Genomic DNA, 21444 nt, shown 5'->3' on the forward strand with positions numbered 1-21444 from the left:
CGGCGAATAATTGGCTAGGCCACAAGGCCACCGAGCCATTGGGCAGTCTGAAGCGCCCGGAATGTCCTGTCAACCGTCCGAGGCCTACGGGCCGTCGGCGGACAGGTCGAGGGTGTGCGCGCCGCGCTGCACCTTCGTGGCGAGGTAGTGGGCGTTGGAGTCCGACAGGTGCACGCCCGTGGGCACGCGGTCGGCCACCGTGACCCCGAGCCGCCGCAGCTGCTCGGCCTTGTCGGGGTTGTTGCTGTGCAGGGCGACCCGGCTGATCCCGAGCGCCCCGAGCATCTGGGCGGCGACCGTGTAGTCCCGCTCGTCCTCGCCGTAGCCGAGGGCGACGTTCGCCTCGTAGGTGTCGAGCCCGTGGTCCTGGAGCACGTATGCGTCGAGCTTGGGATAGAGGCCGATGCCGCGCCCCTCCTGCCGGAGGTAGAGCAGGAATCCCCCTGAGGTGTCGAGTCGCTCGAGGGACTCGCGCAGCTGGGCGCCACAGTCGCAGCGACGGCTGCCGAAGACGTCGCCGGTCAGGCACTCGCTGTGCAGGCGCGTCGGCGTCGGCCCGGCGCGACGCCCTGCCGGGTCCGGCGGGGCGGCGCAGGTGCCGAGCCCGAGCGCCAGGTGCTCACGGCCGTCGGCGAGCCCGTCGAAGGTGTAGACCCGTGCCGTCGTCTCGAAGCCGTCCGCGAAGGCCATCGGCACGAGCACGTGGGTGCGGATGCGCGCCGGGGCCAGCCCCGGCCCCGGTGTCCCCGAGCTCCCGGCGGTCATGCGCCCTCCCGGAAACGCGAGGACAAGGCGTACCGCAGCAGCACGACGTCCCCGATCTGGCGCGTCTCGACGAGCGTCGCGCGCCGGTCCGGGTTCCAGGGGTAGCGCCCGTCGCCGACGAACCGGCAGGCCGCCGAGTCCCCGACGAAGAAGGGCGCGACGACGAGCTGCAGCTCGTCGGCGAGGTCCTCGGTCAGCATCTGGGTGTGGACGGATCCGCCACCCTCGACCATGAGCCGGCGCACCCCGCGCTCACCGAGGTCCTCGCTGACCCGGCGCAGCGTCAGTGGCCGGCCGGCGTCGACGACGGTGGCCACCGCACCGAGGCGACCGCGCACGCCGGGCACCGCGTCACTCGGGCAGTAGACCAGCTTGTCCGCGTCGCCGGCCGCGAAAAAGGCTGCGGCACAGTCCAAGTCGGCTTCGCGCGTGACCGTCACCTTCACCGGTGACGGGGAGAGGCCTCGCGCCACCCGAGCGACCCGACGCTCGGGCGACCGGACGAGCAGTCGCGGGTCGTCCCGGCGGATCGTCACGGCGCCGACGAGGATCGCGTCGCTCGCGGCCCGTTCCGCGTCGACCCGGTCGAAGTCGGCCTCGTTGGAGAGCAGCAGCCGGGTCGCGGTCCCGGCGCTGAGGTAGCCGTCGATCGACATGCTGCAGCTGAGCAGGGTGTAGGGACGGTCAGCCACGGGCGGCCCCGTCCGCCGAAGTCGCGCGGCCTGCCCGCCGTCGCTCGCGACGTGCGACGGCGAGCACCGCCGCGCCCGGCAGGCTCGCGACGAGGACCATGACCCCGTAGGCCACGGCGGTGCCGACGCCCCCTGCGGCACCGAGGCCGGCGGCCCCGAAGGCCCAGGCCGCAGCTCCCTCGCGGGGCCCCCATCCGGCGACGTTGAGGGGCAGTCCCATCGCGACGAGCACGATGAGCGCCAGCGGCAGCAGCTGGGTCACGGGTGCGGTGACCCCAGCGGCGCGGGCCGCCACGATGAAAGTCGCCGCGTGGCCGGCCACGACGACAGCGGAGCCCGCCAGGACGCCCGGCCACGTATGCCGTCCCAGCAGCCCGGCGCGCACGTCCGCTCCCGCCGCGCGCACCACGCGTGCGACGCCGTTGGCCGAACCGTGCCGGCGCCCGTGGACCGCGACGACGGTCAGGGCCGCGACGAGCACCCCCGCGACGACGGCCAGCCCGGCCAGGGCTGTCGCGGCGGGCGATCCGGGTGGGAAGAGGGCCGACACGGGTCCTGGTGCCAGGAGCAGGACACCCGCGGTCAGGACGGCGAGGACCACCTGACCCGCGGAGCGCTCCCACACGACCGAGCGCAGCCCGAGCCCGAGGTCTCCGCCGCCGCGACCGTGCCGCACTCCTCGATGCACGTCACCCAGCATCCCACCGGGGAGGGTCACGTTGAGGAACTGCGACCGGTAGGACTCGGCGACGGCCGAGCGCAGGGACAGCTGCGCCCCGAGCCCCCGGGCGACGAGGACCCAGCGCCACGCGCCGCACACGGTGGTCAGCACGGCGATGGCAGCTCCAGCGGCGACCGACCAGGCGTCGAGATGGCGCAGGGCATCGACGAAGGCGCCGGCGCCGAGGCGCCGGACGAGAAGGGCGACGATCACGAGCCCCGCGAGGGGGCCGAGCCACGACCGGTCGCGCTGCATCTCCTCCGCCCCTTCTGCGGCAACACCCTTGATGGTGACGACGCCGGTCGCACCGATCGGGTTCAGAGGTCTCCCGCGCCACTGAGGACGGCCGAGACATCCTCCACGGTCCGTGACCACGGAGACAGCTGGAGACGTCGATGCAGCGCCCGCCGCCGCAGCCGCTCACGCAGGTCCCCGTCCGTCAGCCAGGACCGGAGGGCGTCGGCGAGCTCGTCGGGACGACCGGGCGGCACGAGCAGGCCCGGCCGCCCGTCGTCGCTCCCATCCAGAACCTCGCCCGGTACCTCACCCAGGGCCTCGAGCAGACCCCCGACGGCGGTCGCGACCACCGGCAGACCATGCGCGAGCGCCTCTGTCACGACCATCCCGTACGTCTCGACGTGGGAGGGCAGCACGAGGAGGTCGGCGGCGGCATACGCCCCCTCGAGGTCGGTGCCGTGCAGGGCGCCGACGAGGTGCACGCGATCGGTGAGCCCCTCCTGCGAGAGCCGGCCCCGGAGCGCGGCGACGACGGCGGGGTCCCGGTCCAGCGCACCGGCCACGACGCACGACCACGGCAGGTCGGCCACGAGCGCGAGCGCCGCGACCAGGTCGGCGTGCCCCTTCAGCGCGGTGACCGCGGCGACACACAGCAGCCGAGTCCCGTCGGCGGTGCCCACCGACGACGGTGCACGGTCGACCCCCGGTCTCGCCACGTGCACTCCGTCCGGAGCGAGGGCGTAGGCGTCGAGCAGCACGTCGCGGGCCCAGTCGCTCGTCGTGACGACGGCCGATGCCGCCGTGAGGACGCGCCGCTCGCCCTCTGCCGCAAGGGGATCGGCCAGCCCGATCGGCAGATGGACGAGGACGACGACACGCAACCCGGCCGCCGCTGCCGGCACGAGGACGCTGTCGGCACAGGACGCCACGAGGCCGTCCAGGAGAAGCAGGCCGCGCGGGGGCACGGTGGCGACGACGGCGGCCAGACGCGCGAGCGCGGCGCCATCGGGACGTGGCCACGAGCCGGCCACGGCGTGCTCGGCGACGACCCACCCGGTCGCACGGAGCCCGTCGAGGACGCGTCGGTCATACACGTTCCCCCCGCTCACGCGGGCGGCGTCGTCGATCCCTGCGGGCACGACGGCGTGGACCTCGCTCAGAGGTCGCACTCGTAGCTCGCCCACGCCACGTGCGACTCGTGGAGGGTGACGACCAGCGCGGTCACCCGGTCGCGGGCGCCGCCGAGATCGCCGGCCCGCACGCGCTCGGCGACCCGGTCGGCGACGGTGCGCGCCAGCACCTCCGTCGAGGTGTTGATTCCTTCGAAGGCCGGCTCGTCGTCGAGGTTGCGGTAGCTGAGGGCCCCGACGACCTCGTGGACGTGCTGCGTGGCCAGTCCGATGTCGACGAGGATGTCGTCCTCGTCGAGCTCCGGACCCCGGAAGGTCACGTCGACGACGAACGTGGCGCCGTGCAGCCGCTGGGCGGGTCCGAAGACCTCCCCCCGGAAGCTGTGGGCGATCATCATGTGGTCCCGGACGGTCACGCTGAACATCGGCTCCCCGCTTCAGTGGGTGGATCGGTAGGTGATGGTGTGGCAGATGGCCGGCAGGGAGCCGTCCGCGAGACGGGGCATGACGTCGGGCAGGTCCTCGAACGGGGAGTCCCCGGTGAGCAGTGCGTCGAAGGCCGGGTCGCGCAGCAGGTCGACCGCGAGCGCCAGCCGCTGCGCATACGTGTAGCGCGAACGCCGCGCTGCTGCAACGGAACCCACCTGGCTCGCCCGGATGCGCAGTCGCGACGAGTGGAACGACCCACCGAGCGACAGCTCGACCTTCGCGTCGCCGTACCAGCTGAGGTCGAGCACCGTCGCCTCCGGAGCGAGCAGGTCGAGCGAGAGCTGCAGGCCGGCTCCCGTGGCGCTCGTGTGGACGGCGAGGTCGACGTCGCCTCGGGAGGCCGCGAGGGCGTCCGGCCGCGCGAAGCCGACGCCGAGCCGGGCGGCCACGTCGGCTCGGGCCGGGTCCACGTCGACGAGCGTCACCCGGGATCCGGGGATCCCGGCGAGGAGGCGGGCGACGCAGCACCCCACCATCCCCGCACCCACGACGGCGACCCGGTCACCGACCCGTGGCGCCGCGTCCCAGAGCGCGTTGACGGCCGTCTCGACCGTGCCCGCGAGCACGGCCCGTCTCGCCGGCACCTCGTCGGGGACGACGACCACCGACTCGACGGGGACGACGTATGCCGTCTGGTGCGGGTGCAGGCAGAAGACCGTCCGTCCCACGAGCTCCGACGGCCCCTCATCGACGACGCCGACCCCGAGGTAGCCGTACTTCACCGGGGCGGGGAAGTCACCCTCCTGGTGCGGGGCGCGCATGACGCTGTACTGGTCCTCGGGCACGGCGCCGCGGAAGACGATCGTCTCGGTGCCGCGGCTCACCCCCGAGTGCAGAGCACGCACGAGCACCTCGCCCGCACGGGGCGTGGGCACGACAGCCGGCCGGATCTCGCCCCTGCCGGGCTCGACCACCCAGAACGCCCGTGCATCGGTGGACACGCGACCAGACTAGATCGCCCGTGAACTCCCGCGGCGTCGACGACGTCCTTGGGTCAAACCCCTTCTCGGTGAGGTGGACCGCGGTGCATCAGGTCATCCCTTCCGGCCCGCTCGTCGGGCTCTTCGGTGTGCCAGTGCTGCTCACCGCACTGGAGCTGACTGCAGGTGGCGGTCTCGGGGTCGCCGGCTGGGTCACCGGCCTCGCCTGCGCGGCCACCGTGGTCCTGCTGCTCACCGCCGCGCTCCTGCGCGCCTCGCGACGTCACCTCTCGCCGGCCGACCGCGTCACCCTCGCGCGGGCGGTGCTCGCCTGTGGGGTCGCAGCCCTCGTCGCCCGGACCGCCGTCGACAGCACGGGCCACCCGGCTCCGACGGCCGTGCTCGTCGTCCTGGCGTCGGTCGCCCTCGCCCTCGACGCCGTGGACGGTCGGGTCGCGCGACGAACCGGGACCGTGCACCCGTTGGGGGCACGCTTCGACATGGAGATCGACGCCTTCCTCATCCTCGTGCTCAGCGTGCAGGTCGCACCGCTGTTGGGCTGGTGGGTGCTCGGCATCGGGGTCGCTCGCTACGTCCTCCTGCTCGCCACCGTCGCCGGCCGCTCGACGCCGTGGCGGCGGGCCCAGCTCCCGCCGCGACGGTGGCGCAAGGTCGTCGCGGCCTACCAGGGCATCGCCCTCACGGTGGCCGTTGCGGACGTGCTGCCCGCACCCGTCGCCACGCTGGCCGTCGGTGCGGGTCTCGCCCTGCTCGTGGCCTCGTTCGGCACCGAGGTCGTGGCGAGGCGTCACCAGCCCCTGCGGGCGATGCCGGCCGATGAACGCATGACGACCTGGCCGGCCTCGCCGCGCAAGGCCGCCGACGGCGCCGAGATCGTCGCTGCCAGCGGGCTGTCGTGACCGCGCCGAGAGGCGGCGCGTCCTGGCGCGCGATCGTCCGGGCCACCCTGGGGGCAGCACTCACGGTCGCCGCCGCCCTGCTCGTGTGGGTCGCCCTCGTCGCGCCGGGGCCGGTCCTCGGCTGGTCCCTGACGCCGCTCACGCTGGTCCGCGTGCCCGCCGAGGGCATCGTCCTCGTCGCCGCCCTCCTCGCGCTGCGCGGTGCAGCCGCACGGTGGTTCGCCGTCGTCGTCGGGGTGGTCCTCGGGCTGCTCCTCGTCGTCAGGATCCTCGACGCCACCTTCCTTGCGGTGCTGCGCCGCCCGTTCAACCCACTCGTCGACTGGCACTACGCGGGGTCCGCCAAGGACCTGGTCGGGTCCTCGGCCGGCGCGACGACGGCGGTCATGGCCGTGGTCGGGGCCGTGGGGCTCCTCCTGGGCCTGCTCGTGCTCACACCCCTGGCCGTCGGACGGCTCGGGCGACTCGTTCGACGGCACCGTGCGGGCGCGCTGCGCACGGTGGCGGCCGGCACCGGCGTCTGGGTGCTGTGCGCCTCCTTCGGGGTGCGACTGTCCGCAGACCTGCCGGTGGCGTCCTCGTCCGCGGTGGCGGTAGCCACGCAGGAGGTCACCTCGGTCCGGGACGGGCTGCACGACCGGGCCGTCTTCGCCGACGCGATCCGTGCCGACCCGTTCCACGCCACCCCGCCAGCGGACCTGCTGACAGCCCTGCGGGGCAAGGACGTGCTCGTCGTCTTCGTCGAGAGCTACGGTCGGGTCGCCGTCGACCAGAGCCCCGAGGTCGCGAGAGCCCTGCAAGCAGGCACGACCGGGCTGGGCGACTCCGGCTACTCCTCGCGCAGTGCCTGGCTCACCTCCCCCACGTTCGGCGGGATCAGCTGGCTCGCCCACTCGAGCCTGCAGTCCGGCCTGTGGGTGAACAGCCAGCTGCGCTACGACCAGCTGCTGGCCACGGCGTCGACGGACGCCCGGCGCCTCACCCTGGCGCGGGCCTTCCACGGGGCCGGCTGGCGGACGGTCGACGTCGTCCCGGCCAACCACCAGGACTGGCCCGAGGGACAGGCCTTCTACGGCTACGACAAGATCTACGACTCCCGCACCCTCGGCTATGCCGGTGCCAGCTTCGGCTACGCCCCCGTGCCCGACCAGTACACGCTCTCGGCCTTCGACCGCCTCGAGCTCGTCCCCCGACCGACCGGCCGTCGCCAGCCCCTCATGGCCGAGATCGACCTGGTGACGAGCCACGCCCCGTGGGCCCCACACCCCCAGCTCGTCGACTGGGCCGGGATCGGCGACGGCTCGCTCTTCCTCGACCAGGCGCGGACGGCAACGTCCCGGGACGTCGTGTGGAGGACCCCCGCTGGGGTGCGGACGGCATACGGCCAGACGGTGGCGTACTCGCTCGACAGCGTCGTGTCGTTCCTCCGCGCCACCCACGACGACAACCTCGTCGTCCTGATGCTCGGGGACCACCAGCCCATCAGCATCGTCTCCGGCGACCACGCCAGCCACGAGGTGCCCGTCAGCATCATCGCCCGCGACCCAGCCGTGTTCGACCACATCACCGCGTGGGGCTGGGAGAACGGCCTGCGGCCAGGCCTCGGTGCGCCCGTGTGGCCCATGGACCGTTTCCGGGACCGCTTCCTCACGGCCTACAGCCGCAGCGCGGGCGGCTGAACCCCTCGACAGCCGGGGTCGTCTTCAGGGGAAGGGAGTCCAACACCGCGACGTCGCTGGGGCGGCGCGGCGCGACCCGGGAGACAGGAGCGTTGTCATGAGACTCCGAGTCGTGGGAGCGGCGGCGTTGCTCGTCTCCGCAGGAGTGCACCTCTACCTGTGGTTCGACGGGGTGCGCCACCAGACCGTGGGCCCGATGTTCCTCGTGAACGTCGTCGCCGGCATCGTCATCGCCACCCTCCTGCTGCGGTGGGACCACTGGGTGCCGGCCTTCCTCACCGCCGGTTTCGGGGCCGCGACCCTGGGGGCCTTCGTCATCGCCTCGACGGTCGGTCTGCTCGGGGTGCACACCGTCTGGTCGGGCGGTTCCGTCTGGGCGGCCGCCATCTCCGAGGTCGTGTGCATCGTCGTCGGCGGCGTCCTCCTGCTGCGTCGACGCTCGGTGACCCCTCAGCTCGCGAGCCGCCCACGGACGCACGCGTCCTGACACCCCGATCGCCGGAGCCGCGGCCTCAGTGAGCCGGGAGCAGGAGCCTGACACTCGTCCCGCGGCCCGGCTCGGAGTCGATGTCGATCCTGCCGCCGTGCCGAGCCGCGACACGCTGCGCGATGCTGAGACCAAGGCCCGTGCCGGGCACCTGGAGCGTCTCCGGGTTGGTGCCGCGGAAGAACTCGGTGAAGAGTCGCGCCTGGTCCTCGTGCGAGATGCCGAACCCGTCGTCCGTGCACTCGAGCACGACCCTGTCGCGGCGACGTCCCACCGAGACCGCCACCTTCCCGCCCGCGGGGGTGAACTTCACCGCGTTGCTCACGAGGTTCTGCACGACGCGCTCGAGGTCACCCGCGCTGCCCCGCACGGGCGGCAGCCGGTCCTGCAGGTCGAAGGTCAGACGGATTCGCTGGGTGTCGGCGCGCGGTCGGAACATGTCGACGACGTCGCGCGAGACCTCGCCGAGATCCACGTCGGCCTCGGGCATGGGCCGGTCGGGGTCGCTGACCCGCGAGAGCGTGAGCAGGTCGTCGACCAGGCGCTGCAGGCGCTCGGTGTTGCGTTCGATGACTCCGAGCGACCAGTCGCGATTGCCGTCGGGCTCGTGGCGCAGCAGCTCGACGTGACCGACGATCGAGGCGAGCGGGTTCTTCAGCTCGTGCGACACGGTCGAGAAGAGCTGCGTCTTGTTGCGGTCCGCCTCGCGCAGCTCCACGGCGACCCGCCGCTCGACGGCATACAGCCGGGCGTTGCGGATGGCCCGCCCGAGGTCACGGCCCATCTCGAGCGCGGCCTGCGCCTCGGCGTCGGTCCAGTCCGGGTCACCCGGTCCGCGCGTGCAGGCGATGTAGCCGAAACAGCTCGACCCCGAACCCATCGGCGCCAGGAGCAGCGAGCGCGCCCCGGCATCGGTCAGGAAGGTGCGCACCCGCGCCACGTCGTCACCGGCCCACATCGACACGGGCTCCACGTGATCGGTCCCGACCACGGCGACGACGCCGGCGCGCCAGCAGCTGGCCGCCATCTCCCGTGCGATCGCGACGAGCGTGACGGGCGTGCGGACCGGCCGGCCGCTGCGCGCCGACACGCTCTCGCGCTCGTCATCGTCCTCGCCGGCGAACGCCCGCAACCACAGGCCCGCCGCCGCGAGACCGGCCGAGATGGGGACGGCGGCGACGTCGACGACCCGGGCAGGGTCGAGGTCCTCCTGGGCGATGCGGGCCACCGTCTGGACCGCCTCGGCGAGACGCACGCGCTCCGAGAGGGCGTGCCGCTGTCGAGCCGCCGAGATGGCGATGCCGGTCTGGTTCGCGAAGAGCTCGAGGACGGCCCGCTGCGTCAGGTCGGGGCGGCAGCCACTGAGCGGGAGGTCGACGGAGAGGATGCCGAGCAGCTCGCCGACCGCGTCGAAGAACGGGGCGATGAGGGTGTCCTCGGGGTTCCAGGCATCGAGGGCGCCGACAGGCGCCGGAGCGGTCCAGTCCGACGACACCCAGCCCTCCGCGGACCCGTCGGGCAGCTTGCCCGCCGGGACGAAGCGCAGGCTCCCCCACCGCTCGGCCACCGCGAACTCCGCCTCGAGGCTGGCCCGCGGGGTCCGCCGACCGAGCAGCTCGGCGCGGGCGTCGTCGTCACCCGCGACGGCCACGACCTCGACGTCACCCGAGGGCGTGACGAGGCTGATCGCGGCCACCTTGAAGCCGACGACGTCGGCCGCGCCGTCGACGACCATGTCGAAGACGATCGAGAGGTCGTCCTGGGCGCTGACCCGGTTCATTAGCTCGGTGAGCCGCCGAAGAGCCAGCACCTCCCGCACCGCGCCGTCGCGCAACCCTGTCCCCTCACCTGCGCCTACCCCTGGATCACGACCACCGTCGCAGGGGGATTAGTCCTGATCATCACGATAGGTCCGATACGCCCCTCGTGGGGTCAGTCCGGCACAACCAGAAGTGATGAGCGGGGGGTGCGCGACCTCCGAGGGAGGCCACGCACCCCACTCAGCCCAGCGGGAGCCGGGCACGCACGTCTCCGAGCCCCCGGGCGACGAGAAGGGTCACACCGCCCTCGAGGTGGGCCCACCCCCGCGTCGCAGCGTCCCAGCGACGCCACATCCGGGCGTCACAGTCCACCGACACGGTGGCGGTCGCCCCCGCACCGACGTGGACACCGGACCAGCCGACGAGGCGCACCGGCTGCTCCACGTCGTCGGGCTCGAGGTAGACCTGGACGACCTCGCGGGAGGGACGGTCCGAGGTGTTCGTGACGGACGCCGTGACGACCACCGCGCCGTCGGAGCCCGGCCCGTCGCCCGGCCCGGCGCCGGTCGACACCGCGACGTCGGCGTAGTCCCAGGAGCCGTAGCCGAGCCCGTGACCGAACCACAGCGCCGGCTCGGGAGCACGCCCCGCGTGATGGCCGCGGTACCCCATGAAGGACCCCTCGGCATACCTCAGCACCCCGTCCACCGGGACGACGTCCCACGCGGGAGAAGCCCCGTCTGCCGCGGGGAAGGACGTGACGAGACGACCTGACGGCTCGATGACCCCGAGCAGGGCCGAGGCCACGGCGTGACCGCCCTCCTGCCCCGGGATGCCGGCGACGAGAACGGCGTCGACCTCGTCGAACCACGGCATGAGCACCGGGGTGGCCGCGTTGACGACGACGACCGTCCGGCGCGCGGTCGCGGCGACCGCCGAGACGAGCTTGTCCTGGTGACCCGGGAGAGCCAGCGTCTCCTTGTCAGCGGCTTCGGTCTCCTGCTCGTCGGTCAGCCCCACGACGACCACCGCCACGTCGGCCGCCGATGCCGCAGCGGATGCGTCGCGCAGGACGTCGGCCACGGGGCGCGGTGCCGGGCCCCCGACGACCGAGAGCCTGCCGAACGACACCCCGCTGGACCGGCGCTCGGCCACCAGCCGGACCGGGCTGTCGGACTCGACGACCGTCGTCCAGCCGGGCGGGGTGAGGAGCGCCTCTGCGACGTCGCCGCTCGCGAGACCGAGCTCGACGTCATGACTGGCACCGTCGATCCGCAGCGTCCACGAACCGACGCCCACGACCCCGATCGACCGAGGGCCGCTTCCCCCGACCGTCGCCTCGAGCCGGATGACCGCAGGCAGCTCCGGCAGCCCGTCGTCGACGCCGAACGAGACCGTCGTGTCGTCGACGTGCCGGTCGGCCAGGACGGCACCGTCAGAGTCCGTCGCGGTGAAGTGGATGCCGGCCCGACCGTCGTGGGGGTCGCTGACGGCGTCGAGGTCCGCCGCCACGGGACGCGAGCGGACCTCCACCCCGTCGACGACCACGACGCCGTCGAGCCGCGCGGACAGCCCTTCGGCGATGCTCACCTGGTGCGGGGGCCGCACCTGGGCCGAACCACCGCCCATGTCGACGGTCTGCGTCGCGTGCCGCCCGATGAGCGCCACCCTGGCATCCGGGTTCAGAGGGAGGCTTCCGTCGTTGCGCACGACCGTCATGCCCCGCGCGGCGATGCGCTCGAGCTGCGCACGGCGCGTCGGGTCAGCGGGGCCGGGGCGGCCCGTCGGCCAGGTGACGGCCCCGTCGAGCGCGCCGACCCGGTCGGCCAGTCGCAGCAGCCGACGGAGATGGTCGTCCACGACGGCCTCCGCCACCTCACCGTTCTTGACAGCGGCGACGAGCGCTCTCCCCCAAGGCCCCTCGGGTCCCGGCATGACCAGGTCGAGTCCGCCGTTGGCTGCCGGACCTGCCGATCTCGTGGCGAACCAGTCGGACATGAGCAGGCCGTCCCAGCCCCACTCCCCCTTGACGATGTCGTTGTTGACGGCATCCTGCTCGGTGGCCGGCACGCCGTTGACGTCGTTGTACGCCGCCATGATCGACCAGGGATGCGCGTCCTCGACGGCGATCTCGAACGGCAGCAGGTAGAGCTCGCGCAACGTCGCCTCGTCGACGACGCTGTTGACCGTGTGCCGTTCCGTCTCGGCCTCGTTGGCCACGAGGTGCTTGAGACAGGCGCCGATCCCGTTGCCCTGCAGGCCGTTCACGTATGCCGCCGCGAGCCGTCCCGTGAGGAGTGGGTCCTCCGAGTACGCCTCGAAGAGGCGGCCCCCGAGGGGCGATCGGTGCAGGTTGATGGTCGGCCCGAGCACGACGTGGATGTGCTGGCGCTGGGCCTCTTCAGCGAGGACCTGGCCCACCTCGTGTGCCAGGTCCTCGTCCCAGGCGGAGGCGATGAGGGTGGCGTTGGGCAACAGCGCCACCTCGTCTCCGCCGATGAACTCCAGCCCGCGCACCCCCGTCGGCCCGTCGGAGAAGGCCATGGAGCCGAGTCCGATCGACTCCTCGTCGTGGAGCGTGAACATGGTCGCGCCGGTCAGCAGTCGGACCTTGCTCTCGAGGTCGAGGCGTGCGATGCGGGCGTCGAGGTCGACGTCGTCGGTCATGGGATCTGCCTCAGGCCAGCGACGTCGCGTAGTGGTGCGTGCCGGCGCCGACCTCGACTGCGTCCTCGCCAGGCACCCGGACCGTCGCGGCCACACCGTCGGGGATGGTGACGTCGAGCTGGAACCGGTCCCCGTCGATCGACCACGACGTCTCGATCCGGCCGTGCAGCGTGTCGAGACCCCCACGGGCCCACGTGAGCCCGCCACCCGGTTGCGGCTCGACGAGCACACGCGCGTAACCGGGCGCGAGCGGGGCGATGCCGCCGATGGTCCGGTGCATCCAGTCGGCCACCGCTCCGAGGGCGTAGTGGTTGAAGCTCGTCATCTCGCCGGGGTTGATCGTGCCGTCGGGCAGCATCGAGTCCCAGCGCTCCCACACCGTGGTCGCGCCCATCGTCACGGGGTAGAGCCACGAGGGACACTCCCGCTCGAGCAACAGTCGGTAGGCGTCGTCCAGGTGTCCGGTCGACGAGAGCGCCCCGGTGACGAAAGGCGTCCCGGCGAAGCCGGTGGAGACCCGGTAGCCGTTCGCCCGGGCCAGCTCGGCGAGCCGGTCTCCCGCCCCCTGCCGCTCGGCGCCGTCGAGCAGCCCGAACTCGATGGCCAGGGCGTAGACGGTCGCGCAGTCGCTCGTGATCCGTCCCCCGTCCGTGACGTAGTGCTTGCCGAAGGCGGAGTGGACCCGGTCCGCGAGCGCGGAGAAGTAGCTCGCGTCATCCGTCCTGTCGAGCACCTCGGCCGCCGCAGACACCTGACGCAGGGTGCGGTAGTAGCAGGCGGTCGCCACGACCCCGTTGTCGGCCTTGGCCTTGATCGGGTCGTCCGGCGGAGCCTGCGGGTCGAGCCAGTCGCCGAACTGGAAGCCGGTATCCCACAGGTCCGTGTCGGAGAGCAGCCCCTCGACGCGCCGGGCGTGGGCCGTCATGGCGGGATAGTGACGCGCGAGCGCCTCGCGGTCGCCATACGCCTCCCAGAGGGCCCACGGCACCCACGCTGCCGCGTCGCTCCAGATGGCCGTGCTCTCGGGCGCCGGGAAGTCCGACGGCGCGTCGACGTACTTGAGGACGTCGGGCACGACGAAGGGCACGAGACCGTCGGCATGCTGCTGCTCGAGGTCGACGTCGGCCAGCCAGTTGTCCAGGAAGCCCGACACGTCGTAGAGGTAGGCGGCGCTCGGGGCGAAGGCGGCGATGTCACCGGTCCAACCCAGCCGCTCGTCGCGCTGCGGACAGTCGGTGGGCACGTCGAGGAAGTTGCCCTTGAGGCCCCAGACGACGTTGTGGTGGAGCTGGTTGAGCAGCTCGTCGGAGCACTCCAGGGTGCCGGTGCGCCGCAGCTCGGAGTGCACCACGACCGCCTCGATGGCGTCGGGGGTCAGCTCGCCGGGCCAGCCGGTCACCTCTGCGTAGCGGAAGCCGTGGAAGGTCATGGTGGGCTCGAAGACGTCCTCTCCCCCGCTGAGGACGAAGCGGTCCGTCGCCTTCGCCGAACGCAGCGGGCGGGTGCCCAGCTCGTCGTGCTCGAGCACCTCGGCGTGCCGGAGGGTGATCTCCGTGCCGACCGGTCCCCGCACGGTGAAGCGCAGCCAGCCGACGAGGTTCTGACCGAAGTCGACGAGCGTGGCACCCGCGGGCGAGGCCCACACCTTGACCGGCTTCAGCACCTCGTGCCGGCGCACGGGAGGTCCGGCGTACGGCTCGAGCCGGGCGGCGTCGTGCTCCACCACGTGCACCCCCACCCACCCGGTCAGGTCCGCCCCCGGAGCCGTCCACGCGGTGGAGGCGAGCCGGGCGTCGATCGTCTGGCCGTCGTAGAGGTCGTTCGCGGTGGTCGCGGACGGTCCCGCCTGCCACGTGGTGTCGGTGCCCACGACCTGGCGGTGGCCGTCGGCGAACTCCACGTGCAGCTCCACCAGGCCGGCCAGCTCGGAACCGTAGAAGGCTCTCTTCCCGCTCCACCCGAGCCGGCCGCGGAACCAGCCGTTGCCTAGCGCGAGCCCGAGCACCGAGACCTCGGCCACGAGGGGGGTGACGTCGTAGGAGCGGTAACGCAGGCGCCACTCGTAGCTGCTCCACCCGGGAGTGAGGACCTCGTCGCTGACGGCCGCGCCGTTGATGCTCGGTTCGACGACGCCGTGCGCCGTGACGTGGAGGGTGGCAGCGACCACGTCGCCGTGCCCCGCGGCGAGGTCGAACTCTTTGCGCAGCAACGGGGCTCCGGCGAAGTCCTGGTCGGGTGCGATGAGGTCTGCGGTCCAGACGTGGGTCATGGTTCCCTTTCGGAGGATGGTGCGACGTCCGGCCGGCCGTGCGACCGGCAGGGTCGTGCAAGTCGGTGTCAGCCCTTGACGGCGCCGGAGGTCATGCCCGCGACGATCTTGCGATTGAAGAAGATGAAGAGGACGAGTGGCGGGATCGTCACGAGCACGATGTTCATGAAGAGCAGGTTGTACTGCGTGCTGAACTGGCTCAGGAAGTTGTAGAGCGTCAGTTGCACGGTGGCGTTCTCGTCACCGGGCAGGAAGTACAGCGGGTTGACGAAGTCGTTGAAGATGAAGACCGACGACGTGAGAATCACGGTGATCGTGACCGGACGGAGCAAGGGGAAGATCACCCGGAAGAACAAGCCCAGGCCCGTGCACCCGTCGATCATGGCGGCCTCGTCGAGCTCGCGCGGGATGGCCGCGACGAAGGCGCGGAAGAGCAGCACGCAGAACGACATGTTGAAGGCCACCTCGACGAGTATCAGGCCCGGCAGGGTCTTGAAGAGGTGCATCTGCTGGAGCACCCAGATGGTCGGGACGACCGCCGGGGGGATGATCAGGCCGGAGAGCACCAGGAGGTTCGCGATGTTCGCGGCGCGGCCGGGTCGTCTCTGGATGACGTAGCCCACCATGGCGCACAGCACCACGAGGATCGTCACCGATGCCACGGTGAGGATGATGCTGTTCCGGAACGCCGTGACGAGGATGCTGTCGCGTGCGGCAAACACCTCCTTGACGTTGTCGAGGACCGTCCACTCGGTCGGCAGCGAGAAGGTCAGGTCCGCGGACTCCGACTCGTTCTTCGAGGCCGTGAGGAACATGAAGATGAAGGGGACTATGAACACGACCGCGGCGACGACGAGTGCCACGACCTCGAGCGAGGTGCGTCGAACGGCTCTCATGACTCCACCTCCCGCGAGTTGAAGTAGCGCGACAGCGGATAGATGATCAGCGTCACGAGGATGAAGAGGACGACGTTGCCGGCGGTCGAGAGGCCGAAGAACCCCGCCTGGTAGGTCTTGTAGATGATCGAGGCGATGACGTCGCTGCTGAAGCCGGGTCCGCCGCCGGTCATGGTCCAGATGAGGTCGAAGGACCGGAGGCCGCCGATGAGGGAGAGCAGGATGACGGTGAACGTCGCAGGGCGCGAGAGGGGAACCGTGACGTTGCGGAACTTGGTCCAGACCCCGCCGCCGTCGACGTCGACGGCCTCGTAGTAGTCCTTGGGGATCGCGAGGATGCCGGCAATGTAGATGAGGGTGGCGAGCCCGACGCCCTTCCAGACGTCGACGAGGGCGACCGAGAGCAGCGCGGTGCTCGGGTCACCCAGCCAGTCCGGCGCGGTGATGCCGACCTTGGCCAGCACGGCCGAGACGACACCGACGTCGGGCTGGAGCAAAACGCTGAAGGTGATGCCGACGGCGACCGTGCTGACGAGCACCGGGAAGAAGATGACCGAGCGCATCAGGCCGCGCGACCGGATCGGGCCGGTGAGCAGCACCGCGAGGAGCATCCCCAGCACCACCTTGAGTCCGCTGGTGACGACGGCATAGATGAGCGTGTTCTTCAGGCCGCTCACCAGGGCCTGCTCGGAGAAGAACTGGCGGAAGTTGTCGAGGCCGATGAACTCCGAGTCGAACAGGGTCCAACGGGTGAAGGCGAAGTAGAACGAGATGACCGTCGGGACGAGGAAGATCAGGCCGTAGACGATGCCCGCGGGGGCGTAGAACCAGTAAGGGTAGGTCTGCGCCCGGAGGCTGCGGACGCCCGTGGACCGCTGACCCTTCCGGCCGGCCTTGGCGTCACCGTGTGGGCCGGCCGCGCGAGCCTCGTCAGCTCGCGAGCTGATCACCATCCTGGTAGTCCCAGCTGCTTGGCCTGCTTCGTCACGTCGGCGTCGTACTGGGCCGCTCCTTCCTGGGGAGGCGTCTGCCCGGTCATGACGGCGACCATGATCTGCTCGAGCGAGGGGCCCTTGACCGGGGAGACGAACTCCAGGGCCGGGGTCGAGGTCTTGGCGTCGATGTAGGCCTGCATGTCTGCGGCGACGGGGGGCGCGTTGGCGGGCAGCTTGGAGCCCTTGACGAGGTACGGACCGGCCGGCGGGAGTGCAGAGGAGAAGGCGTCGGTGCCCGGGACCGAGGCCACGAAGGCGACGAACTTCTTCGCGGCCTCGATGTTCTTGCTCGACTTGGGGATGTACTGGCCACCCGGCTCCCAGATGGTCGCGCCGTTCGTGCTGGCGTCGTCACCGGGGATGCCGAAGAAACCGATCTTGGCGGCGTCGGCCGGAGACAGCGAGGAGACCGGGAAGGTCAGCATGGGGTACTGCGCCGCCTTGCCCTGGGCCAGTTGCTTGATCCCCTGGGCGAAGGTCAAGGAGCCCGCGCTGCTGTTGAGCCAGCCCTTCGCCTTGGGTTCGGCCGCCTTCTCGAAGCCCTTGACCGCGACCGGGTCGGTCGCGTACTTCACCTTGTTCGCCGTGTACTCCTCCGCCCACTTGGGGTTCGAGGCTGCGACGTTGTGGAAGTCCCCGAGGACGTACAGCTGCGAGGTGAAGGTGTCCTTGAGGGTGCCCAGCACCGGCGTGATCCCCGCGGCCTTGATCTTGTCGCTGTTCGACTCGAACTCCGCCCAGGTCTTGGGCACCGACAGTCCGAGCTTGGAGTAGACGTCCTTGTTGTAGAGGATGCCGCCGCCCATGGCCGTGCCCCACGGAGCGCCGTAGACCTTGCCCTTCTGGGTGACCGCCGGCAGGAACGAGGGGTCGGTGTCCTTCAGGGCTGGGTCGTTCGTCAGGTCGACGAGGGTCTTCTCCGGGCTCAGCGCCTGGAGCAGCGAGCCGGAGTTGTACCAGAAGACGTCGGCCATGTCGCCGGTCGAGAGCTTGGTCTTGACGAGGTTGTCACCGTCGGAGCCACCCGGCCGGGTCTGGGTCTTGACCGTGATGGTCGGGTTGGCCTTCTCGAACGCCGCGATGACGGCTGCCGCGGGCTTGACCGTCGTGTCCGCATTGTCGGTGAGCAGCGTGATCTCCGTCTTGCCGTCGGACGAGCCGCCGGATCCGGAGCTCGAGCAGGCCGCGAGTGGGACGAGGGAGAGGGCGGCGACCATGGCGATCGTCAGCCTGGAACGGGAACTCTTCATGGGGTACCTCCACAGCGTTGGGGCGCGGAACCGCGATTGGATGTCACCGATTTTGAATCGCTTCATTCGGTCGCTCCACGGTAGGGTCCCCCTGTGGCCGTGTCAACGGATTCGCTGAAACTTTCAGCACTCGTGCGGCAGATTCCATCACTCAACTCGAACTGGGCAGTGCGGGGGTTGACCGTCGCGAGACTTTTGCGCTTTACTCGGAAGCATTCTTCTGAAACGCTTCATACATGGCGCCCGAGGCTCCATTCACCATGACGGGATGACCAATGACGACATTCAGTGACATTGCGGGGCAGCTTGCCCAGCAGGCGATCGAGCTGCCTTCCTGGGCTTTCGGCAACTCGGGCACGCGCTTCAAGGTCTTTGGCGCGCAGGGCACCCCGCGCACCATCGAGGAGAAGCTCGCCGACGCCGCGACCGTCCACCGCTTCACGGGCCTCGCCCCGAGCGTGGCCCTGCACATCCCGTGGGACCGCGTCGACGACTACGACAAGCTCGCGCGGTTCGCCGACGACCTGGGCGTCCGGCTCGGCACGATCAACTCGAACACGTTCCAGGACGACGACTACAAGTTCGGCAGCCTCACGCACGTCGACGAGCGCATCCGCGCCAAGGCGATCGCGCACCAGATCGAGTGCATCGACGTCATGGACGCGACCGGCAGCCGGGACCTCAAGATCTGGCTCCCGGACGGCACGAACTACCCGGGCCAGGGCGACCTGCGCGACCGGCAGGACCGCCTGGCCGACTCCCTCGCCCAGGTCTACGCCCGGCTCACGGGCGAGCAGCGGCTCGTCCTCGAGTACAAGTTCTTCGAGCCGGCCTTCTACGCGACGGACGTGCCGGACTGGGGCACGTCCTACGCGCAGTGCCTCGCCCTGGGCGACCGTGCGGTCGTGTGCCTCGACACCGGCCATCACGCACCGGGCACGAACATCGAGTTCATCGTCATGCAACTGCTGCGCCTGGGGCGCCTCGGCGCCTTCGACTTCAACTCCCGCTTCTACGCCGACGACGACCTCATCGTCGGGGCGGCCGACCCGTTCCAGCTCTTCCGCATCCTCCACGAGGTCATCCGCGGCGGCGGCTACGGCGAGGGCAGCGACATCGCCTTCATGCTCGACCAGTGCCACAACGTCGAGGACAAGGTGCCGGGCCAGATCCGGTCGGTCCTCAACGTCCAGGAGATGACGGCCCGGGCGCTGCTCGTCGACCGCCAGGCCCTCGCCGAGGCCGAGCGGGCGGGTGACGTGCTCGCAGGCAACGCCGTCCTCATGGACGCGTTCTACACCGACGTCCGCGCCGACCTCGCCGACTGGCGCGCCGGCCGGGGCCTGCCCGCGGACCCGATGAGGGCGTATGCCGCCAGCGGCTACCAGGACCAGATCGTCGCCGAGCGCGTCGGGGGCACCCAGGCCGGCTGGGGCGCCTGACCGCCGCGCCCCAGCACCGGCCACCCCAGCACCGCCACCCCATGAACCCCAGAAACCTCTGAACCCAGGAAGACCACCATGACCAACGCTGCCGTTGCCGACCTGCTTGCCCGATCGAACCGCCTCGGGGCCGACCCCCGGAACACGAACTACGCCGGTGGCAACACGTCCGCCAAGGGCGCCGAGACCGACCCGGTCACGGGCGAGAAGGTCAACCTGCTGTGGGTCAAGGGTTCGGGCGGCGACCTCGGCACCCTCACCGAATCCGGTCTCGCGGTCCTGCGTCTCGACCGGATGCGCAGCCTCGTGGACGTCTATCCCGGCATCGACCGCGAGGACGAGATGGTCGCGGCCTTCGACTACTGCCTGCACGGCAAGGGCGGTGCGGCTCCCTCGATCGACACCGCGATGCACGGCCTCGTCGACGCAGCCCACGTCGACCACCTGCACCCCGACAGCGGCATCGCCATCGCCACGGCCAAGGACGGCGAGCAGCTGACCAAGGAGATCTTCGGTGACCGCGTCGTCTGGGTGCCGTGGCGCCGCCCGGGCTTCCAGCTCGGCCTCGACATCGCCGCCATCCAGGCGGCGAACCCGCAGGCCGTCGGAACGGTGCTCGGCGGCCACGGCATCACGGCCTGGGGCGACACGAGCGAGGAGGCGGAGGCGAACTCGCGGTGGATCATCGAGAGGGCCCAAGCCCACCTCGACGAGCACGGCGACCCTGAGCCGTTCGGCGGGGCAGTCCCCGGGTATGCCGCCCTGCCGCCCACCGAGCGCCGCGCCAAGGCTGCGGCCCTCGCCCCTCACATCAGGGCCGTCGCCTCCCACGACCGCACGATGGTGGGTCACTTCACCGATGCCGACGTCGTGCTCGAGTTCCTCAGCCACGACAAGCTCGCCCACCTCGCCGGGCTCGGCACCTCGTGCCCCGACCACTTCCTGCGGACCAAGGTCAAGCCTCTCGTCATCGACCTGCCCTCAACTGCCACGGTCGAGGAGGTCGTCGAGCGCCTCGCAGACCTGCACACGGCATACCGCGAGGACTACGCGGCCTACTACGAGCGCCACGCACGCCCCGACTCCCCCGCGATGCGCGGCGCCGACCCGGCGATCGTCCTCGTGCCCGGCGTCGGGATGTTCTCCTTCGGCAAGGACAAGCAGACCGCGCGCGTCGCCGGCGAGTTCTACGTCAACGCCATCAACGTGATGCGCGGCGCCGAGTCGGTCTCGACGTACGCGCCCATCGACGAGTCCGAGAAGTTCCGCATCGAGTACTGGGCCCTCGAGGAGGCCAAGCTGCAGCGGATGCCCAAGCCGCGCAGCCACGCCGGCCGCATCGCCCTCGTCACCGGCGCCGCGAGCGGCATCGGCAAGGCCATCGCGACCCGGCTCGCTGCCGAGGGGGCGTGCGTCGTCATCGCCGACCTCGACCTCGACAAGGCGCAGGCCGCCGCGACCGAGATCGCCGGCGCCAAGGGCGCCGACGTCGCGGTCGGGGTGCAGGCGGACGTCACGGACGCCGCGCAGGTGCGGGCCGCCATCGACGCCACCCTGCTCGCCTTCGGCGGGATCGACCTGCTCGTCAACAACGCCGGCCTCTCCATCAGCAAGCCGCTGCTCGACACGACCGAGGCCGACTGGGACCTCCAGCACGACGTCATGGCCAAGGGCAGCTTCCTCATGGCCCAGGCCGCGGCGCGGGCGATGATCGCCCAGCGGCTCGGCGGCGACATCCTCTACATCTCGTCGAAGAACTCCGTCTTCGCCGGCCCGAACAACATCGCCTACAGCGCCGTCAAGGCCGACCAGGCCCACCAGGTCAGGCTGCTCGCGGCCGAGCTCGGCGAGCACGGCATCCGGGTCAACGGGATCAACCCGGACGGCGTCGTGCGCGGCAGCGGCATCTTCGCGGCGGGCTGGGGGGCCAAGCGCGCCGCCGTCTACGGCGTCCCCGAGGAGGAGCTCGGCGCCTACTACGCCAAGCGGACCCTGCTCGGCCGCGAGGTGCTGCCCGAGCACGTCGCCAACGCCGCCGCGGTTCTCACGTCCGACGAGCTGAGCCACACCACCGGCCTGCACGTCCCCGTCGACGCCGGCGTCGCTGCCGCGTTCCTGCGCTGAC

17 protein-coding genes are annotated in these 21444 nt (G+C 71.3%); 5 read left to right on the plus strand and 12 right to left on the minus strand.

Going from position 1 to position 21444, the window contains the following annotated elements:
- Nucleotides 1–84: 84 nt before the first annotated feature.
- The 6 genes from AC1DIW_RS18170 to AC1DIW_RS18195 all read right to left on the minus strand — a co-directional run bounded on the left by AC1DIW_RS18170 (nucleotide 85) and on the right by AC1DIW_RS18195 (nucleotide 4975).
- Entirely contained in the window at nucleotides 85–765 is a 681-nt protein-coding gene (locus AC1DIW_RS18170; RefSeq protein ID WP_478109938.1) for a GTP cyclohydrolase II, read from the minus strand.
- Entirely contained in the window at nucleotides 762–1457 is a 696-nt protein-coding gene (locus tag AC1DIW_RS18175; protein ID WP_478109940.1) for a RibD family protein, read from the minus strand. The genes AC1DIW_RS18170 and AC1DIW_RS18175 overlap by 4 nt, the downstream gene beginning before the upstream one ends.
- Complete coding sequence (locus AC1DIW_RS18180) at nucleotides 1450–2433, minus strand: lysylphosphatidylglycerol synthase transmembrane domain-containing protein (protein WP_478109942.1); 984 nt, start codon at nucleotides 2431–2433, stop codon at nucleotides 1450–1452. The genes AC1DIW_RS18175 and AC1DIW_RS18180 overlap by 8 nt, the downstream gene beginning before the upstream one ends.
- Before the next feature lie 62 nt (nucleotides 2434–2495).
- Nucleotides 2496–3524 carry a glycosyltransferase family 4 protein gene (locus AC1DIW_RS18185; RefSeq protein WP_478109944.1) on the minus strand — a complete coding sequence of 343 codons (1029 nt, stop codon included), beginning with the start codon at nucleotides 3522–3524 and terminating at the stop codon, nucleotides 2496–2498.
- 47 nt (nucleotides 3525–3571) lie between these two features.
- Nucleotides 3572–3970, minus strand: coding sequence for a 6-pyruvoyl trahydropterin synthase family protein (locus AC1DIW_RS18190; RefSeq protein WP_478109946.1), 399 nt, complete (start codon nucleotides 3968–3970; stop codon nucleotides 3572–3574).
- Between the two features lie 12 nt (nucleotides 3971–3982).
- Complete coding sequence (locus tag AC1DIW_RS18195) at nucleotides 3983–4975, minus strand: zinc-dependent alcohol dehydrogenase (protein ID WP_478109947.1); 993 nt, start codon at nucleotides 4973–4975, stop codon at nucleotides 3983–3985.
- A gap of 83 nt (nucleotides 4976–5058) precedes the next feature.
- On the opposite strand from AC1DIW_RS18195, the gene AC1DIW_RS18200 reads away from it, so the two are divergent.
- The 3 genes from AC1DIW_RS18200 (at nucleotide 5059) to AC1DIW_RS18210 (ending at nucleotide 8040) form a co-directional block, all read left to right on the plus strand.
- Nucleotides 5059–5874, plus strand: a complete 816-nt coding sequence (locus tag AC1DIW_RS18200; RefSeq protein ID WP_478109948.1) for a CDP-alcohol phosphatidyltransferase family protein — start codon at nucleotides 5059–5061, stop codon at nucleotides 5872–5874.
- Entirely contained in the window at nucleotides 5871–7553 is a 1683-nt protein-coding gene (locus tag AC1DIW_RS18205) for a CDP-alcohol phosphatidyltransferase (RefSeq protein WP_478109950.1), read from the plus strand. The genes AC1DIW_RS18200 and AC1DIW_RS18205 overlap by 4 nt, the downstream gene beginning before the upstream one ends.
- 97 nt (nucleotides 7554–7650) lie before the next feature.
- Nucleotides 7651–8040, plus strand: coding sequence for a hypothetical protein (locus AC1DIW_RS18210; RefSeq protein ID WP_442277223.1), 390 nt, complete (start codon nucleotides 7651–7653; stop codon nucleotides 8038–8040).
- Nucleotides 8041–8065: 25 nt separating this feature from the next.
- On the opposite strand, the gene AC1DIW_RS18215 is transcribed toward AC1DIW_RS18210, so the two are convergent.
- The 6 genes from AC1DIW_RS18215 to AC1DIW_RS18240 all read right to left on the minus strand — a co-directional run bounded on the left by AC1DIW_RS18215 (nucleotide 8066) and on the right by AC1DIW_RS18240 (nucleotide 17877).
- On the minus strand, nucleotides 8066–9874 hold the full coding sequence (locus AC1DIW_RS18215; protein WP_478109951.1) for a sensor histidine kinase: 1809 nt from the start codon (nucleotides 9872–9874) through the stop codon (nucleotides 8066–8068).
- A 166-nt stretch (nucleotides 9875–10040) separates the two neighbouring features.
- Nucleotides 10041–12467, minus strand: a complete 2427-nt coding sequence (locus AC1DIW_RS18220) for a beta-glucosidase (protein WP_478109952.1) — start codon at nucleotides 12465–12467, stop codon at nucleotides 10041–10043.
- Between the two features lie 10 nt (nucleotides 12468–12477).
- Nucleotides 12478–14736 (minus strand): family 78 glycoside hydrolase catalytic domain, encoded by a 2259-nt coding sequence (locus AC1DIW_RS18225; RefSeq protein ID WP_478109954.1) that lies wholly within the window; start codon nucleotides 14734–14736, stop codon nucleotides 12478–12480.
- Between the two features lie 68 nt (nucleotides 14737–14804).
- Nucleotides 14805–15632 carry a carbohydrate ABC transporter permease gene (locus tag AC1DIW_RS18230; protein ID WP_442277227.1) on the minus strand — a complete coding sequence of 276 codons (828 nt, stop codon included), beginning with the start codon at nucleotides 15630–15632 and terminating at the stop codon, nucleotides 14805–14807.
- Nucleotides 15629–16585 carry a carbohydrate ABC transporter permease gene (locus AC1DIW_RS18235; RefSeq protein WP_478109956.1) on the minus strand — a complete coding sequence of 319 codons (957 nt, stop codon included), beginning with the start codon at nucleotides 16583–16585 and terminating at the stop codon, nucleotides 15629–15631. The genes AC1DIW_RS18230 and AC1DIW_RS18235 overlap by 4 nt, the downstream gene beginning before the upstream one ends.
- A complete protein-coding gene (locus AC1DIW_RS18240) occupies nucleotides 16579–17877 on the minus strand; it encodes an ABC transporter substrate-binding protein (protein ID WP_478109958.1) in 1299 nt (432 codons plus the stop codon). Before AC1DIW_RS18240 ends, AC1DIW_RS18235 begins: the two co-directional genes overlap by 7 nt.
- 275 nt (nucleotides 17878–18152) lie before the next feature.
- Here AC1DIW_RS18240 and rhaI point away from each other — a divergent pair, with 275 nt between their 5' ends.
- Nucleotides 18153–19319: an L-rhamnose isomerase gene (gene rhaI, locus AC1DIW_RS18245; RefSeq protein WP_478109960.1), complete on the plus strand. Its 1167-nt coding sequence runs from the start codon at nucleotides 18153–18155 to the stop codon at nucleotides 19317–19319.
- A 78-nt stretch (nucleotides 19320–19397) separates the two neighbouring features.
- Nucleotides 19398–21443, plus strand: a complete 2046-nt coding sequence (locus AC1DIW_RS18250) for a bifunctional aldolase/short-chain dehydrogenase (protein WP_478109962.1) — start codon at nucleotides 19398–19400, stop codon at nucleotides 21441–21443.
- The last annotated feature ends 1 nt before the right edge of the window (nucleotide 21444 follow it).

Source organism: Terrabacter sp. 01T434 (assembly GCF_056398545.1).